This window comes from Paraflavitalea speifideaquila (assembly GCF_032395985.1).
GTDB classification, from domain to species: domain Bacteria; phylum Bacteroidota; class Bacteroidia; order Chitinophagales; family Chitinophagaceae; genus Paraflavitalea; species Paraflavitalea speifideaquila.
In genome coordinates this window covers 8,064,078-8,080,175 of record NZ_CP135920.1, presented here as the reverse complement: position 1 = coordinate 8,080,175, position 16,098 = coordinate 8,064,078, and the positions used below count along the sequence as shown (strand labels likewise).

The window sequence follows — 16,098 nt, the reverse complement described above, 5'->3', positions numbered from 1 at the left end:
AGATATTTGGATTCAGTTCCGAGAACATTTTAACAAAATCAATATTGAATCAATGGCCAGCGGTATCAACCCAAGGATAGCTGCCACCGCTGTTAACAATACAGGAATGATCCGCGTTTTCCCTGCCTGGATCACCGCTTCCCGTGTCTTTACACCCCTGCTACGCAACTCATCAGCAAATTCAATCACCAGGATCCCATTCTTCACCACAATACCTGCCAGCCCCACAATACCAATACCCGTCATTACCACCGATACTTCCATGCGCGTAATACCAAAACCAAGCAATACCCCGATCACACTAAAAATGATCTCAGTTAAAATGATCACCGATTTACTGATCGAATTGAACTGGATTACCAGGATCAGTAATATCAGGAACAACGCAATTACCAGTGCCTTTCCAAGGAAGGCGCCTGTTTCAGCCTGCTGCTCCCCTTCACCCGTTTGACGAATCGTAACAGTAGGCGGCTTCTTTTTGAAATCGGCAATATGATCTGCAAGCTCTTCATTCACAGCCGTAGGCGTAAATCCTTGCGATAACAATACATTCGAAGTAAGCGTGATCATTCGCTTCTGGTTCTTGCGTTTTACACTTCCCAGCGTACTCGTATAATCAAGCTTAACCAATGAACTGATGGGAACATGCTTTAGTTGACCTCCCGAAGCCATATCCTGGAACGTGATGTTCATATTCATCAGGTCTACCAGGTTTTTCCGTTGATACTGCTCATTGCGCAATTGGATCTTATACTCATCCTCTCCATCCTTTATCTTCGATACCTCCCGCCCAAAAACTGCCGTACGGATAGCCATACCGATTTGTGCAGAAGATACACCCTCCATCAAAGCCCGCTCCCTGTCAACCGTGAGCGTAATTTCAGGATTCGTGAGGTCAATGTCCATTTTTAATTCTTCCACACCTGGCGTCTGGATACTATCCAGGTAGTTCTTTAAGGCAACCCCTGTTTTGATAAGGTCATCAAAATTCTCACTCGCAATTTCAATATTAATAGGTGGTTCAGTAGGAGGGCCACCCTGTTCCTGGTTAACAGATAACTCTGCACCGGGAATTCCCTTTACTACCTTACGGATCTCATCCAGGTAGGGAGCTGTCGATTTGCCATGCCTCTTTTCAAACTCTACAAACGACACCTGTATACGCCCCAGTTCCGGCCTTGTACTCCGGTCACCACTCATTGGGTCACTGGCGCCCACCGCAATATTGGTGATCACACTTTCCACTACAGGATTCTCTTTCCCATTTTCCATACCCAATACCTTGTATACACGTGCTTCCAAGGTTTTGGCCACCGAATCAGTATAATCCACATCCGTACCTACTGGCAACTTCAGGTACACATACACTTGGTTCGGGTCACCCGTTGGGAAAAACACCACTGGTACATTCCGGGCGCCAAAAACATAAAAGAAAAGATCAGCAAGCCAAATGTGGCCAATAACAACCATACCGGTCTCCAGCCTTTCAAGGCCCAGCGCAATAAAGTTTCATAATGCCCCATGATCCAGGGAAGCGCACGATTCTGAAAACCGTGAATGATACCTTCCAATACAAAATGATTTAACAGGATCAACAGTACAATGAAAATTAAGAGATTGCCAAGAAAGGTATACCCGGTTATATCCAATATAATGCCTACTCCAAGCGCTATCCATAAAAAGGGCTTCCTGAAAATGTCCAGCTTCGATTTCTTCTGATCACCTTCCGGGTGATTCATAAAGTCCACCGCAAATACCGGGTTCATGATGAAAGCCACTATGAGAGAGGCGGTTAAAGTAAAGATCAGCATCGTGGGAAGGTAGATCATGAACTTACCAATGATACCCGGCCAGAACAAAAGCGGTATAAATGGCGCCAGCGTGGTTAATGTACCAGCCAGTACCGGAATGAATACCTCCCCCGCAGCCATCATAGCCGATCGCTCGGCATTGATCTTCCCTTTCGATTGCACAAAGATCCGGTGCGTATTCTCAATCACCACAATCGCATCATCCACAATAATACCCAGCCCAAACAACAGCGCAAACAGTACAATGAAGTTCAACGTTACATGCGACCCCACGATCAGGTCTGCAGCCGGTAGGAAAATGAAAGCCACAAACATACTCAGCGGAACCGATAAGGCTACAAAGAAGGCATTCGTAACACCCATGAAGAACATGAGGATGATCAATACCAGTAGGAAGCCAATTACAATCGTATTTACCAGCTCATTAAATGAAGTTCGCGTAGCCTTACTCAGGTCACCTGTAATCACTACATCCAGGTCCTTGGGAAACTGGTCTTTCTTCATTTCATCTACCACCTTCTTAATATCATCCGAGGTTTCGATCAGGTTTTCCCCCGCACGTTTAATAATGTTCAGCGTAATTACATTCTTTCCGTTCAGCCGCGCATAACTTTCTTTTTCCTTGATCGTATCCTTGATCGAGGCAATATCCTTCAGGTAAATGGGAGCCCCCTTCGTATTCCGGATGATCACCTTCTCAATGTCAAAAGCCGTTTTAAATTGCCCCTTCAATTGCAGGTTACGCTTGGTTTCACCTACATCCAGCAAGCCGCCGGAGATATCCATATTTTCACGCGATACCGCATTGGCAATGTCGTCAAAGGTCACCCCCGCACTCTGCATCCGGTAATTATCTACATTGATCTGGAACTCCCGTTCAGGGGCACCCACCAGGTCTACCCGGTTGATCTGCGATAATTCTTCCAGCCTGTCCTGCAAATCATCAGCATATTCCTTCAACTTCACCACATCATAATTACCACTCACATTCACATACATGATCGGTTGATCCGAAAAACTCACTTCCATTGTAGAAGGTTCCTCTGTAAGGTCTGTCGGCAGGTCCGGCTTCGCTTTATCCACCGCATCTTTTACCTTTTGTAAGGCCACATCTGTTTTTACATCTGTACCAAACTCTACCGTAATCGCCGAATAATCCTGCACCGAAGTACTTGTTACCTTATTGATCTTGGCACCTGTAATACCCTTGATCTGCTTTTCAATAGGTTGCGTAACCAGGTTCTCAATGTCTTTAGGCGAATTACCTACATAGATCGTTTGAACATAGATCGTAGGAATTACAATATCGGGAAACTGCTCTTTGGGCAGCGTAACAAACTGGTATACACCGATCATGCTCACAATCAGCATCATCAGGTAGATAGAGGTCTTGTTTTTATACTCCAGGTGGTAGGCCTGAAATGCTTAAACTTCCCCGTTATATTTTCCAGAACACTCATAAGATTGATTTAAGAATTGTTGAATCGCCTTAACCGTCTTTATTTATATTCCTCTTTCGGACTTCCGGACTTCTCCGTCTTTCCGACTTCCCCTCTATTTTACTTCCGTAGTGAGTGATTGCCCGTCATACAACCCCTGGAAACCTTCTACGATCAGTTGATCGCCTGCTTGCAAACCTCCTTTAACTTCCAACTTGTCGCCGTACGACTCGCCAATCGTGATGGCTTTTTCCTCGCTACCAGCTTATCCTTCTCCTTTACGGCTACCATTACAAACTTGCCCTTTTCATCACTTTGGATCGTGGCCACCGGTATCGTGATGACATTTGGAGCAGCATAATCCTGTATGCGCACCATGGCCAGCTGATTGGGGCGAAGTTGCTTGCCGGCTGGTATCCTGCCTTCTACATAGAAGGCTCGTGTATTGGGGTCAATGATCTTACCAGCTACATTGATCTTGGTTCTAAGTGTATCGTTACCCAATTCAGGGAGAGTAATTAATAAATTGCTGCCTACACCTACACGGCCAAGGTAATTTTCAGGTACCTGCGTTACCACCTTTAAGTCATTTGTGTTTACAATCCGGATAGCCGGCCTGTTGGGGTCCGCCGCCGCCGATTGAGCGCTGAACAGCTCACCCACTTTAATATTCACCTGGTCTGCTACCCCACTTATTTCTGCATACACATTCGTCATATCCAACGTCTCTTTAGCCAGATCGATCTGCTTATTCATGTTGTCCAGATCATTCTTGGCTTTCAGCAAGTCTATTTCGGCACCAATCTTTTGATCCCACAGGTTTTTACGACGGTCATAGGTCGTTTGCAATAGACTTAACTGCACCTTTAACTGCTCAATTTGTTGCGTAGCAGTGACATCATCAAGCTTCAGCAACAATTGACCCTTACGAACATTGTCACCCTGCTTTACATAAATACCCTTTACCTGGCCACCTATACCACGAGGGCTCACATACGCAATATTTTGCGCATCAATACTTCCCTTCAGGTCAATATAATGAACGAAGTAACCCGGCTTCAACGAATTAAGCGTTACCAGCTTGGTTTTTCTTCTTTTACAGCACTGGTGTCAAGCCTGCCGATTTGCGCTTCCAGCGAGTCAATTTTAATATTTATATCTTTTTGCTCTTTCTTCAGTGTTTCCAACTCAGTCTTTTTCTTCGCCAGGTCCTTTTTGCCGTCTGTCGTTGCACCACAGGCAGCCAGCACCAGTACCAGGGCGATCACGCTTAATCTATACATCGTTTTCATGATTCGTTATTTAAATGCTATTAATTAGGTTGTTAAGGTTTGCGTCAAAGCTTCCCCGTTGCTCGTAAGTATTCAATCTTGGCTACTACTGCATCGTATAGAGAAGAGAAATAATTATTCTGTGCCGTTTTAAGCTCCGCTTCTGCATTCGTTACTTCCAGGTTTGATCCCAACCCTCGTTCGTATTTCAGTTTTGCCTGGTTATATACCTGCTCAGCCAGCTCCATATTCTTTTTCTGCTCAGTCATTGTCACCAAAGCATTGTGCAAGCTGATCTGTGCTGTATCGATCTCCGTTTGGATCTTGTTCACCATATCAGCCTTGGTGGTCTGCGTTTGTTCCAGCTCAAGTCGTGCCTTTTGATCTTGGCGTCTTTCGAGAAACCATCAAAAATGGGTACGTCTATCCGCAGCCCGATATAGGTCGACTTAAACCAGGCTTCCCCACCCTTAAAGAAATTAAACTTATTACGCTGTGCATTCTGGCTGTATGAACCTGTTAGAGAAACAGTAGGTATGTATCCCATTTGGTACCGTTTGATATTGTACTGGTTCAGTTTTTCCGTAGTTTTCAACAATTGGTACTCCTTCCTGTTCTCATAACTTGCACTGTCTCCGGAAAGTAGGTCTTCCTTAATACTGGCCTCACTTACCGTATCCGTTAAGTTCAATACTTCTTTAACCGGCATACCCAACAGGTATTTCAATCCCACATTGCCCGTTTTTAACCGGTTCTCAAGCTTCAACTTGTCTGTACGCAGGTTCGATAAATTAACCAGTAACTTATCAACGTCCAGCTTTTCCTGGAATCCGTTCTTGTACATCTCCTCCGTATTGTGCAACAGTGTCGATGTCCGGGCTATGTTGATGTCAAATACTTCGAGCTGCTTTTTGCCTACTGCCAGTTGATAATAGATCTTATATACATTAGCCTTGATCATTTCTTCAGTAACCGCTGCATTCAGGCTGGCATAGTCCATGGCGGCATCCCGCGCCTGCAGCCCCACAAATACCTGTCCGTCAAACAATAGCTGTTTAAGTTCTACCCCATACAATACATTGTACCGGGTACCAAACTGTACCGGTATATACGTGCCCGGTTGGTTAAAAAATTCCCCGGTATCAACTGCGTGGCGATATCCATGTAATTGGTGCCAGATACAAACCCATTTAGTGAGGGTAATGCGGCCGATGTTACATCACGGTTCGTCTGCAACTGTATCTTAATATTGGTCAGCGCATTTTTTACCTGACCGCTGTTTTTGAGCGCATATTCAACAGCTTGCCGCGCCGATAGCGCATGTTGTTTTTCCTGCCCTATGGACATTTGAACGGTTAGGCCCGCCAGGAGTAGCAATAGTAGGCTTTTACTTCGTCTTACCTGATAAGGTCTCATGTTTTGCTTGTTTTAAACGTTCTTCTTTATATTTTACGATCAGCTTATATCCTTTTAGAGAGGCCAACCCATATACATAATGCTCTATGAGCTCTTTCGATACATCTGCCAGGCTGTATTTGCCAGGAGGATAGAGATCCACATTAAAAGGGATCATCAACGATTCCAGGCGGAATTTGGAAAGAACTTCTACATTCAGGTCTTCCCGGTATAACCCCTCTGCAAGGCCTCGTTCCATATTGTTGCGGATAACCTGCAATAAGAACTTATTCTTATGCTCCATGAATTTCTGGAATCCCCGGAAATGAAATTTTTCCAGGTCGTAGATTAACATAGGATTCATATTGCGGAACTGCTCCAGCAGCCGGTCAATCGTAAAAAGATCTCCTGCACCGCATCTTGCGCATCAGCAATTACACCCGCACAATCCTGCTGCATATGGTTAATGTCCGCCACTACCACTGCTTCTACCAACTCATCCTTATCCACAAAATACTGGTAGATCGTCTTTTTACTCATGCCCAACGCATTGGCAATATCATCCATGCTTACACTCCGGATCCCGTACTTCGTAAACAGCTCTTCTGCTTTTGCCGGATCCGCACTTTCGTATTTGGTTCTGGTATCATATTTTCAGGGCGTAAAACTAGGGAAACTTTTTCGTTACGAAAGTTTCCATGCCCTTTTTTTACCACCCGTACTAAATAATTAGCAAACAGTTGTTCGTAGGAAGCAGCAGAAATGCGCCCAGGGAGACCAGGCTACCATCTCTTGGCGTTCTATAAATCAATGAGTGTTAAGAAAAAGAGACCAATAAAAATAATATCAGGCAGGCTCGCCCCACACCTGTAATTTTGCCCCAAATCATTGTTGTAACATGAAGACTAAGCAGGTATTGAAAAAGTTTTTTCAATATTTTTTGCAGGGATTGATCATCCTGGCACCCATTGCCATTACTATATATGCAGTAACAGCCCTGTTCAATTTTGTGGATGGCATATTGCCTAGCCTCATACAAACCGTATTTCCACATTGGATAGGCACCAATAGCGAAGGCCTTCCCAATAAAATTCCCGGTTTGGGATTTGGACTGGTGATCCTCATTGTAATCCTGGTGGGCTATATTTCCTCTTCATTTATAGTAAGCCGATTAGTTGATTTGTTCGATAAAATACTCGAACGAACCCCTGGAATAAAACTCATCTACAGTACCATAAAAGATTTTTTGAAGCCTTTGCAGGTAATAAACGCAAGTTCGATAAAGCCGTACTCGTAAGCGTAGAATCTGCTGATGTTTGGCAAATTGGCTTTATCACCCAACAGGAACTGAACGAATTTGGACTTCAAGAACATGTAGCGGTATATGTTCCCCAATCTTACGCTTTTACAGGCCGCCTCTATTTTGTAACCCGCGAGCGTGTAAGGCTACTGACCGATATAAGCTCTACCGATGCTATGAAATTTGCTATCTCCGGTGGTGTTACCCACATCGAAGATGATCATGAGGAAAAAACTAACTGAAGCTGGCCTTCCCCAACCATGTAATCAGCCACTGGTTGATTATGGCTATTTTAATACCAGGCAAGCGCATTGCCGATTCACGATTGCCGATATGAAAAAGATCATCTTCATCACTCTCCTTCTGTCCACATCCTACTCCTCCTTCTGCTGGGGCTTTTATGCCCACCGCAAGATCAACTACCTGGCTGTTTTCCTACTGCCACCCGAAATGATTGTCTTCTACAAACCCCATCTTCATTTTCTTAGCGAACATGCCGTTGACCCCGATAAGCGCCGTTATGCCTTACCCATTGAAGGCCCACGTCATTACATCGATATAGATCATTATGGCACCTATCCTTATGACTCCCTGCCACGCCAATGGAAAGAGGCTGAAGCAAAATACTCAGCCGATACCCTGATGCAATATGGCATCGTTCCCTGGTGGATACAAACCATGTTGCACCGGCTGACCGCTGCTTTTAAAGAAAAGGATCAAATAAAGATCTTAAAATTGTCGGCCGATATTGGTCATTATATCGGCGATGCACATGTTCCCTTGCACGTTTGCAGCAACCACAATGGCCAGCATACCGGTCAGCAGGGCATTCATGGCTTCTGGGAATCCCGTATACCCGAATTACTGGCCGATAAAGAATGGGATTTCTTGATTGGTAAGGCTGCTTATTTGGACGACCCCGGTAATTTTATTTGGAACAGGGTGTTGGAAAGCGCTGCTGCATCAGATACCGTTCTCCGATTTGAAAGCACCTTGAACAAGGAATTTCCCGTCGATCAGAAATTCGCTTTTGAAGACCGGAATGGCATTATTACCCGCCAGTATGCCCAGGCTTATTGCCGCCAGTACAATCGCCGCCTCAACAATATGATCGAACGGCGCATGCGCCAATCAATTTATGCCGTAGCCTCATTTTGGTACACTGCCTGGATCAATGCCGGCCAGCCCGATTTGAAACACCTCGCCAATAAAAACTTTTCCCAGGCCGATTTACAAGAGTTTGAAACCCTCAACCAACAATGGAAAAAGGGAACAGTTAAGGACAGGTACTGCGACTGATGATATAATAATTATTTAGTCTATTAATGAACTGGGGAATTTGACAATTCCGCTCACCAGCAACTGGAAGCTCATATCTGGCAACCGGAAACCAGAAACTATTAGTACCTTTGCCCTTCTTTTTTAACAGTGAAATTAATCGAGCCGTGAAATCAGCGATCTACAACTTCAATTCAGGCCCCAGCATTTTGCCCCGCACAGTCTTTGAACAAGCTGCACAAGCAATTCTGAACTTTAACAATACCGGTTTATCCATCTTGGAATTGGGTCATCGTACCGATCACTTTCAAGCCGTAATGAACGAAGCCATCGCCCTGGTAAAGGAACTGATGCAATTGGATGCCGATCATGAAGCATTGTTCCTTCATGGTGGAGCCTCTACCCAATTTTTCCAGGTACCCATGAACCTGCTGAATGATAATGAGATAGCAGCTTACACTGATACCGATATTTGGGGTGCTAAAGCTATTAAGGAAGCGCTCCTTTATGGTCATGTTGAAGTAGTGGGTAGTTCAAAAGAAGCCGGCTATAATTACCTGCCCAAACAACTCGTTGTACCAAAAACAGCCAAATACCTGCACATCACTTCCAACAATACCATTTATGGTACCCAGTGGCAGGATATGAACCCATTTTATGAGGCTGGTGTACCCCTCGTAGCCGATATGAGCAGCGATATCCTGAGCCGTACATTGGACTTCAATAAATTTGACCTGATCTATGCAGGCGCTCAAAAAAATGTGGGCGCTGCCGGTGTAAACCTCGTTGTGGTGAATAAGAACATGCTGGGTAAAGTAGATCGAAAGATCCCGACTATGATGGATTACCGCAACCATATCGCCAACGGTTCCATGCTTAATACCCCGCCCGTATTTGCTGTTTATGTGTGTATGCTCACCCTGCGCTGGCTCAAAGAGCAAGGAGGTGTACCCGCCATTGAAAAGATCAACAACCAAAAAGCGGCACTACTGTACAGCACCATCGACAAACTCCCGCTTTTCAAAGGAACTGCTGCCCTGGAAGACCGTAGCAAAATGAACGTTACCTTTGTAATGGACGATGTTGAACTGGAAAAAGAATTCCTGGCCCTATGTAAAGAAAACGGTATGGTAGGTGTGAAGGGATACCGTACCGTAGGAGGCTTCCGCGCTTCCATTTACAATGCCATGCCATTGGCTGGCGTACAGGCCCTGACCGATCTGATGAACGATTTCGCTCAACGTAAAGGATAATTCACAACAAACTATTTATGGCATCCATACAACCATTTAAAGCATTACGTCCTCAACCCGAATTGGCCAGCCAGGTAGCTTCCCGCCCCTATGATGTATTGAATTCCCTGGAAGCCCGTGAAGAAGCAGCCGGTAATCCCAATTCATTTCTCCATATTACCAAGTCCGAAATTGACCTGCCCGAGAATACCGATATTCATACACAAGCTGTCTACGACAAAGCAAAGGAAAACCTGGCCGCTTTTATCCAGCGCGGTATCCTATTCCGGGAAGATAAACCTTGCTATTATATTTACCAGCTCGTCATGAATGGCCGTAGCCAAACCGGACTGGTAGCTGCCAGCTCAGTAGATGATTACGAAAACGATATTATAAAAAGCACGAATTTACCCGTCCTGAAAAAGAACAAGACCGCATCAATCATATCAAAACCTCAGGGGCACAAACAGGTAATGTTTTCCTCGCTTATAGGAATGTGACCGAACTAGATCAACTTATTGAAGATTGGAAAGCCGGTCACCATCCCGTATACAATTTCACTGCCAGCGACAATATCAGCCATACCATCTGGGTAGTAAACAATGATGCGATCATTAAAAGCATCACCGATATTTTTGCCACCGTAGTACCTGCTACCTATATTGCCGATGGCCACCACCGTGCAGCTTCCGCCGCCAAAGTGCGTAAAGCCCTTGGTCAGCAAGCCACTCCCGAGGCCAACTACTTCCTAACTACTTTATTTCCTTCCAACCAGTTGTACATTATGGACTACAACCGGGTGGTCAAGGACCTGAATGGTCTTACTGAAGCTGAATTACTACAAAAGCTTGCTGCCGATTTTACAGTCGAAAAAATTGCCGCTCCCCTGGCTCCCGAAAACCTCCATGAATTTGGGATGTATACCAAAGGACAATGGTATAAACTCACCTCCAAAGAAGGCACCTACACTTCCGATCCCATAGGTGTATTGGATGTGTCCATCCTGTCCAACAATATACTGGACAAACACCTGGGTATTAAGGACCAACGTACCGATAAGCGCATAGACTTTATAGGTGGTATCCGTGGACTGGGTGAATTGGAGAAAAGGGTGAATAGCGGCGAAATGGCCGTTGCATTTAGCCTGCACCCTGTTACCATTCAGCAGTTGTTTGATATTGCCGACAGTGGCAATGTAATGCCTCCCAAAAGCACTTGGTTTGAACCTAAGCTTCGTGATGGACTCCTTACGCATTTAATTGGATAAACAATATTACACTCGCTCGCCTTCCCGCCAAGTGGCGGGATGAGCCTATTTGCAAGCTTCCGGCTTGCCCTTTACAAGGGTGGGTCGCCTTCCAAAGGCTATTGTGTACCCACAACTAATAGCTTTGTGACTATGAATCAAAGCAATTATAATTACTTATTCGGGGATAAACGAATAGAGCGTCGCGGGGAACAATTACTAAGTTCTTTATTTCGAGCAGGTTATAGTAGTATTCAATCGATATCCAATAGTCGTGCAGAACAAAAAGGATATTATCGTTTTTTAAAGAATGATAAAGTACAAGAAGACCTGTTGATCAGGGAGATGGTAGAGCGTTGCGGTAAGGTAAGTGCTGGCAATGTAGTTTTATCGATACAGGATACCACCGAGATCAATCTATGTGATCATAGTGGACGGATCCTCTATGATGAGAGTCTTGGTCCGATCAACGATACGATAAGAGGGATAGGCTTTAAGTTACATCCGAGCCTGGTAATAGATGCCCGAACGAGCTATCCCTATGGGTACTCGGGTATTGAGGTGTGGTCCAGGGAGCATCAGAGACAGGAAGTGTCGCATTATGTTCAGCAGCGCATGAGTGTATCAGAAAAGGAGAGCCAGGTATGGGTGGATTCCAATGAACAGACTTACAAGAGCCTGTCGGCAGCCCAGGCAGTGATCATTATTCAGGACAGGGAGGGCGATTTTTATGAACAGTTTGCCATGGCTCCCCAGGATGGCAAGTTCTTTTTGCTGGTACGCAGCAACCATAACAGGCGGCTGGAACAGGGTGTAAAGCTTTGGGATCATATAGAGGGATTGCCCGTAGCGGGTCATTATAGGACAACCATCAGCTATCAGCATAAAGACAAAACCAGGAAAAAGAGGGAGGCTGACATAGCCGTAAAAATTGGCAAAGTAAAGTTAAAGAAGCCTCATAAGAAGGCAGCGTCCATGCCAGGGTCATCGGTACAGTTAACCGTAATAGAGGCGCGGGAGGTAAACACAGACTTTGCAGACCCGATATTATGGCGTCTATATACTACCTGGCCGGTAGAAGACTTTGAACAGGCCCATACGGTGATAGAATGGTACAGATGCAGGTGGTTTATCGAGGAGGTATTTAAAGTGCTAAAAAGGAATGTTTTAATATTGAAGGCAGTGAGCTGGAAAGTGGTTGGAGCATCCGCAAACTTACCCTCATGCTGCTGGACACGATCATTAAGTTGTTTCAGATGTCAATTGCCTACGGTATGGAGGAAGGGGATAGTCCTGATACGGGAACAATGTTTGAGGATGAGGAAGTAGCGTGTTTGGCAAATATCAATAAAAAGGTACAGGGCAAAACAGAGAAACAATCAAATCCCTTTCAGCAGCAAAACTTAGCCTGGGCATTTTGGATATTAGCACGACTGGGGGATGGAAAGGATATGCATCCCAAAGAAAACCAGGGTTTAATACCCTGATAAATGGACTAACTAAGTTTTACACCATTTATCAGGGATATGCTTTACAAAAAGATGTGGGTACACAATAGCCTTCCAAAGGCGGCTCACCCTTGTAATTTTACCTCGCTCTGCGAACCCCCTGGTCCTTGACAGTACCCCTCCTCCAATCCCCTAAATCTAAAAATCAAGGTTCAGACAATTAAGCTTATATTAGTTTAAACGATTACTGCTGCTATGAGCCGCACCAACCACTACATTGCTGGGATCACCAGCCTTTGCTTTAGTATCATACTCCTGGCAGCTTGCCGTTCCCGTGAACAAACACTCCCCGGTATTTGAAGTATTAGAGCATACACGTACTGGCCTCAGCTTTACCAATAAACTCACCCCCACCAATACCATCAATATGCTGAAGTATATGTACTTCTACAATGGCGCAGGAGTGGGGGCCGGCGATTTTAACAACGATGGGTTGATTGACCTCTTTTTGCAGCCAATCAGCAGCCCAATAAACTATTCCTTAATAAAGGCAACTTACAGTTTAGAGATATTTCTGCCGAGGCCCATATCCCCGGCGATACAGCCTGGAGTACCGGCGTTTCCGTAGTCGATATTAACAACGATGGCTTATTGGATATCTACATTTGCCGTGTTGGTAATTATGAATCACTCCAAAGCCGTAATCAACTCCTCCTTTGCGAACGCATTGAAAAAGGCATTCCCGTTTACAAAGAAGTGGCTCAGCTTTATGGCCTCGCATTCTCGGGCTTCAGTACACAAGCTGCTTTTTTGACTTCGACCTGGATGGCGATCTCGATATGTACCTGTTGAACCATTCCCTGCGCTACAACAATACTTTTGCTGCTCGCCATACCTATGCCAATACCTATGACTCCCTTTCCGGAGATCGCATGTACCGGAATGATAATGGCCATTTTTCCGATATTACCCGTCAATCCGGTATCAATAGCTCCGTCATTGGCTATGGTTTGGGGATTGCTGTATCCGATATCAACCTCGATGGCTGGCCCGATCTGTATATCGGTAATGACTTCCATGAGAACGATTACCTCTATATCAACCAAAAGAACGGGACCTTCAAAGATGAGCTCACCAACAGCATCATGCATACCAGCCAGTTTTCCATGGGTGTAGATGTAGCCGATATCAACAACGATGCTTACCCCGAGATTATTTCTATGGACATGCTGCCATCAGATCCCTATATTCTTAAAAGGTCCCTGGGTGAAGACGCATATGATATCTTTCATACCAAAATAAAACATGGTTATAATTACCAGTATGCACGCAACACACTTCAACTCAATAGACGCAACGGACAGTTTAGCGAAATAGGAGTGTACGCAGGCGTATATGCTACCGATTGGTCTTGGGCCCCCTGTGGATGGATTTCGACAACGATGGCTTGAAAGACCTCTTTGTGTCCAATGGTATTCCCAAACGCCTCAATGATATCGACTATGTCAATTATATCTCCAACGATGAGATACAAAGAAAAATAAGAGCCGGTGAGATCCAGGAGAAAGACATGGCACTCATCAATAAATTCCCGGAGATCAAATTGCCCAATCGCTTTTCCATAATACAGGGAATGCTGCTTTTGACGACCAGGGTAGTAGAATTGAGAACGACAGGCCTACTTATTCCAATGGAGCCGTGTATGCCGATCTTGATAACGATGGCGATCTTGATATCGTGGTCAACAATATTGATGAACCGGCTTTACTATACCGCAATACTGCCAATGATCAGAAAACCAAACACTTTCTTTCCATACAATTGAAAGGGCCAGCCAATAATGTAAATGCCGTGGGCGCAAAAGCCATTCTTTTTGCTGATCGAACCATCAGAACCTATGAAAAATTTGCAGCTCGGGGTTTCCAGTCATCCATGGAAATACCCCTCCATATTGGACTCGATGCTACCGAGGTAGATTCCATGTTCATCATTTGGCCCGATAATACTTACCAACCCATTCACTGGTCCGATACCAACCATATTACCCTTACCTATAGTCCCGGCACCTTGGCAAAATTTGATTATACCAACCTTACCGGCGCCTATAAAAATACCTTATTGCCTGTCGTTGATATTACCAATACCGTGAATCTCCTGTACCGTCACCAGGAAAATCATTTTGTTGAGTTTGACCGAGAATTATTGATACCCCACATGAATGCTGCCGAGGGGCCAGCCCTGGCTGTAGGCGATATGAATGGCGACGGCCTGGAGGATGTTTTCCTCGGTGCTTCCAAAGGAAAAAAAAAGCGCGCTCTTTCTCCAAAACCGTACCGGCCGGTTTGAAAGATCCCTGCAACCTGCATTAGACAATGATAGCATCTATGAAGATGTAGATGCTTGTTGGGTAGATGTAAACAATGATAAACAGTTGGACCTTGTAGTAGCCAGCGGGGCAATGAATACTATGGCCAGGACCCCATTCTCCTGCCCAGAGTATATATCAATAATACGAAAGGACACTTGACTAAGCTGGCGGACGCTTTTACCGATCTGTTTATGACCGCTTCCTGTGTACTACCGTATGATTTTACTGGCGATGGCTTTGTAGACCTTTTTATAGGTGGTCGCGCTTTTCCCTATGAGTACGGCCGTATTCCCCGTTCTTACCTTTTGGAAAACGACAAAGCTGGCAGGTTCAAAGATGTAACAACCCAATACGCCCCTGGCCTCCTACAACCCGGTTTGGTAACCCAGGGCAAATGGGTTGATATTGATAAAGATGGCGATCAGGATTTACTCCTTACCCTGGAGTGGAATGGCATTGCTGCTTTTATGAATGACAAAGGAAAGTTTACCCCCAATGGATCACCGAAAAGAAAGGTTGGTGGAATTTCATCTTGCCTGTTGATATTGACCGCGATGGTGACATGGATCTGGTGGCCGGTAACCTGGGATTGAATAGCCGGTTGAAAGCATCAGCCAAAGAACCCGTGAAAATGTATTACAACGATTTTGATGACAATGGTAGGAAGGAACAAGTGTTGACCTATTTCCTGCAGGGCCGTGAAATTCCTTTTGCCAATAAAGACGAACTCCAGCGTCAACTGCCTGTATTGAAAAAGGTTCCTTTATGCCGGCGATTTTGCCAAGGCATCACTAAGCGACATCTTTACTGCCGAAAAGCTGGAGAAGGCCGAACTATTCACCGCCGATTATTTTTCCAATGCCATCTTCCTCAACCAGGGCAATATGCAGTTTACCCTGCAGCCTCTGCCCTGGCAGGCGCAGCTAAGTTCCTATCGCGATGCAGTGGTCATCAATGCCAATAATGATTCTTTACCCGATATTTTGCTGGGTGGCAATTTCTATGACAACAATATCCAAATGGGAAGGTATGATGCTGATATGGGTACCATCCTGGTGAACAGGGGGAAAGGAGTTCTGGAGCCGGAAAATATCAATGGCCTCCCTGTGAAAGGGCAGGTACGCCACATCAGTAAAATTAAGATTGCAGGTAAAGAGGCCCTCGTGCTGGCCAGGAATAACGATAGCACCCTTGTACTCCGGTTTTCTGATAAATGATTTTATTCAAAACCTCCAATCAAAGCAAAAGATGGCCAATTGCCGATTCACGACTGCCAGTTCACCATTGCCGCCTCAAAACACCGGATAATA

At 45.0% G+C, this 16,098-nt stretch carries 19 protein-coding genes and 3 pseudogenes; 12 read left to right on the top strand and 10 right to left on the bottom strand.

The annotated features are described in order from the left end of the window. Window positions 1-12 precede the first annotated feature (12 nt). The 10 genes from RS881_RS55430 to RS881_RS55390 form a co-directional block, all read right to left on the bottom strand. Window positions 13-1,470, bottom strand: coding sequence for an efflux RND transporter permease subunit (locus tag RS881_RS55430; protein ID WP_315818615.1), 1,458 nt, complete (start codon window positions 1,468-1,470; stop codon window positions 13-15). Continuing rightward, window positions 1,353-3,185, bottom strand: a complete 1,833-nt coding sequence (locus tag RS881_RS55425; protein ID WP_315818614.1) for an efflux RND transporter permease subunit — start codon at window positions 3,183-3,185, stop codon at window positions 1,353-1,355. Before RS881_RS55425 ends, RS881_RS55430 begins: the two co-directional genes overlap by 118 nt. A gap of 180 nt (window positions 3,186-3,365) precedes the next feature. Beyond that, window positions 3,366-3,464 carry a hypothetical protein gene (locus RS881_RS62475; RefSeq protein ID WP_484557610.1) on the bottom strand — a complete coding sequence of 33 codons (99 nt, stop codon included), beginning with the start codon at window positions 3,462-3,464 and terminating at the stop codon, window positions 3,366-3,368. Then, the gene (locus RS881_RS55420) at window positions 3,425-4,312 is read right to left on the bottom strand and encodes an efflux RND transporter periplasmic adaptor subunit (RefSeq protein ID WP_315818613.1); all 888 of its coding nucleotides are present in this window, start codon (window positions 4,310-4,312) and stop codon (window positions 3,425-3,427) included. Before RS881_RS55420 ends, RS881_RS62475 begins: the two co-directional genes overlap by 40 nt. Before the next feature lie 11 nt (window positions 4,313-4,323). Continuing rightward, window positions 4,324-4,518 carry a hypothetical protein gene (locus RS881_RS55415; protein WP_315818612.1) on the bottom strand — a complete coding sequence of 65 codons (195 nt, stop codon included), beginning with the start codon at window positions 4,516-4,518 and terminating at the stop codon, window positions 4,324-4,326. A 68-nt stretch (window positions 4,519-4,586) separates the two neighbouring features. Next, window positions 4,587-4,856, bottom strand: a complete 270-nt coding sequence (locus RS881_RS55410; protein ID WP_315818611.1) for a TolC family protein — start codon at window positions 4,854-4,856, stop codon at window positions 4,587-4,589. After that, window positions 4,850-5,596 carry a TolC family protein gene (locus RS881_RS55405; protein WP_315818610.1) on the bottom strand — a complete coding sequence of 249 codons (747 nt, stop codon included), beginning with the start codon at window positions 5,594-5,596 and terminating at the stop codon, window positions 4,850-4,852. The genes RS881_RS55410 and RS881_RS55405 overlap by 7 nt, the downstream gene beginning before the upstream one ends. Next, on the bottom strand, window positions 5,584-5,898 hold the full coding sequence (locus tag RS881_RS55400) for a hypothetical protein (RefSeq protein ID WP_315818609.1): 315 nt from the start codon (window positions 5,896-5,898) through the stop codon (window positions 5,584-5,586). The genes RS881_RS55405 and RS881_RS55400 overlap by 13 nt, the downstream gene beginning before the upstream one ends. 10 nt (window positions 5,899-5,908) lie before the next feature. Continuing rightward, window positions 5,909-6,280 carry a hypothetical protein gene (locus tag RS881_RS55395; RefSeq protein ID WP_315818608.1) on the bottom strand — a complete coding sequence of 124 codons (372 nt, stop codon included), beginning with the start codon at window positions 6,278-6,280 and terminating at the stop codon, window positions 5,909-5,911. Beyond that, window positions 6,277-6,483, bottom strand: coding sequence for a TetR/AcrR family transcriptional regulator (locus tag RS881_RS55390; RefSeq protein WP_315818607.1), 207 nt, complete (start codon window positions 6,481-6,483; stop codon window positions 6,277-6,279). Before RS881_RS55390 ends, RS881_RS55395 begins: the two co-directional genes overlap by 4 nt. A 331-nt stretch (window positions 6,484-6,814) precedes the next feature. On the opposite strand from RS881_RS55390, the pseudogene RS881_RS61290 reads away from it, so the two are divergent. The 12 genes and pseudogenes from RS881_RS61290 (at window position 6,815) to RS881_RS55320 (ending at window position 16,005) form a co-directional block, all read left to right on the top strand. Next, window positions 6,815-7,458, top strand: a pseudogene (locus tag RS881_RS61290) (DUF502 domain-containing protein). Beyond that, window positions 7,433-8,515, top strand: coding sequence for a zinc dependent phospholipase C family protein (locus tag RS881_RS55375; RefSeq protein ID WP_315818605.1), 1,083 nt, complete (start codon window positions 7,433-7,435; stop codon window positions 8,513-8,515). Before RS881_RS61290 ends, RS881_RS55375 begins: the two are co-directional and overlap by 26 nt. A gap of 146 nt (window positions 8,516-8,661) precedes the next feature. After that, window positions 8,662-9,747 carry a 3-phosphoserine/phosphohydroxythreonine transaminase gene (serC, locus tag RS881_RS55370; protein ID WP_315818604.1) on the top strand — a complete coding sequence of 362 codons (1,086 nt, stop codon included), beginning with the start codon at window positions 8,662-8,664 and terminating at the stop codon, window positions 9,745-9,747. Between the two features lie 17 nt (window positions 9,748-9,764). After that, window positions 9,765-10,993: pseudogene (locus tag RS881_RS55360) on the top strand (DUF1015 domain-containing protein). Between the two features lie 132 nt (window positions 10,994-11,125). Next, the gene (locus RS881_RS55355) at window positions 11,126-12,301 is read left to right on the top strand and encodes an IS4 family transposase (protein WP_315818602.1); all 1,176 of its coding nucleotides are present in this window, start codon (window positions 11,126-11,128) and stop codon (window positions 12,299-12,301) included. Window positions 12,302-12,754: 453 nt separating this feature from the next. Next, window positions 12,755-13,048: an FG-GAP repeat domain-containing protein gene (locus RS881_RS55350; RefSeq protein WP_315818601.1), complete on the top strand. Its 294-nt coding sequence runs from the start codon at window positions 12,755-12,757 to the stop codon at window positions 13,046-13,048. Then, window positions 12,985-13,272, top strand: a pseudogene (locus tag RS881_RS55345) (hypothetical protein); the annotation flags it as partial. The gene RS881_RS55350 and the pseudogene RS881_RS55345, both read left to right, overlap by 64 nt. Continuing rightward, the gene (locus tag RS881_RS55340) at window positions 13,260-13,871 is read left to right on the top strand and encodes an FG-GAP repeat domain-containing protein (RefSeq protein ID WP_315818600.1); all 612 of its coding nucleotides are present in this window, start codon (window positions 13,260-13,262) and stop codon (window positions 13,869-13,871) included. The pseudogene RS881_RS55345 and the gene RS881_RS55340, both read left to right, overlap by 13 nt. Then, window positions 13,832-14,245: a hypothetical protein gene (locus tag RS881_RS61285; RefSeq protein WP_350340052.1), complete on the top strand. Its 414-nt coding sequence runs from the start codon at window positions 13,832-13,834 to the stop codon at window positions 14,243-14,245. The genes RS881_RS55340 and RS881_RS61285 overlap by 40 nt, the downstream gene beginning before the upstream one ends. Further along, complete coding sequence (locus tag RS881_RS55330) at window positions 14,158-14,766, top strand: ASPIC/UnbV domain-containing protein (RefSeq protein ID WP_350340357.1); 609 nt, start codon at window positions 14,158-14,160, stop codon at window positions 14,764-14,766. The genes RS881_RS61285 and RS881_RS55330 overlap by 88 nt, the downstream gene beginning before the upstream one ends. A gap of 177 nt (window positions 14,767-14,943) precedes the next feature. Then, a complete protein-coding gene (locus RS881_RS55325) occupies window positions 14,944-15,381 on the top strand; it encodes an FG-GAP repeat domain-containing protein (protein WP_315818598.1) in 438 nt (145 codons plus the stop codon). A gap of 291 nt (window positions 15,382-15,672) precedes the next feature. Beyond that, window positions 15,673-16,005 carry a hypothetical protein gene (locus tag RS881_RS55320; RefSeq protein WP_315818597.1) on the top strand — a complete coding sequence of 111 codons (333 nt, stop codon included), beginning with the start codon at window positions 15,673-15,675 and terminating at the stop codon, window positions 16,003-16,005. Window positions 16,006-16,098 lie beyond the last annotated feature (93 nt).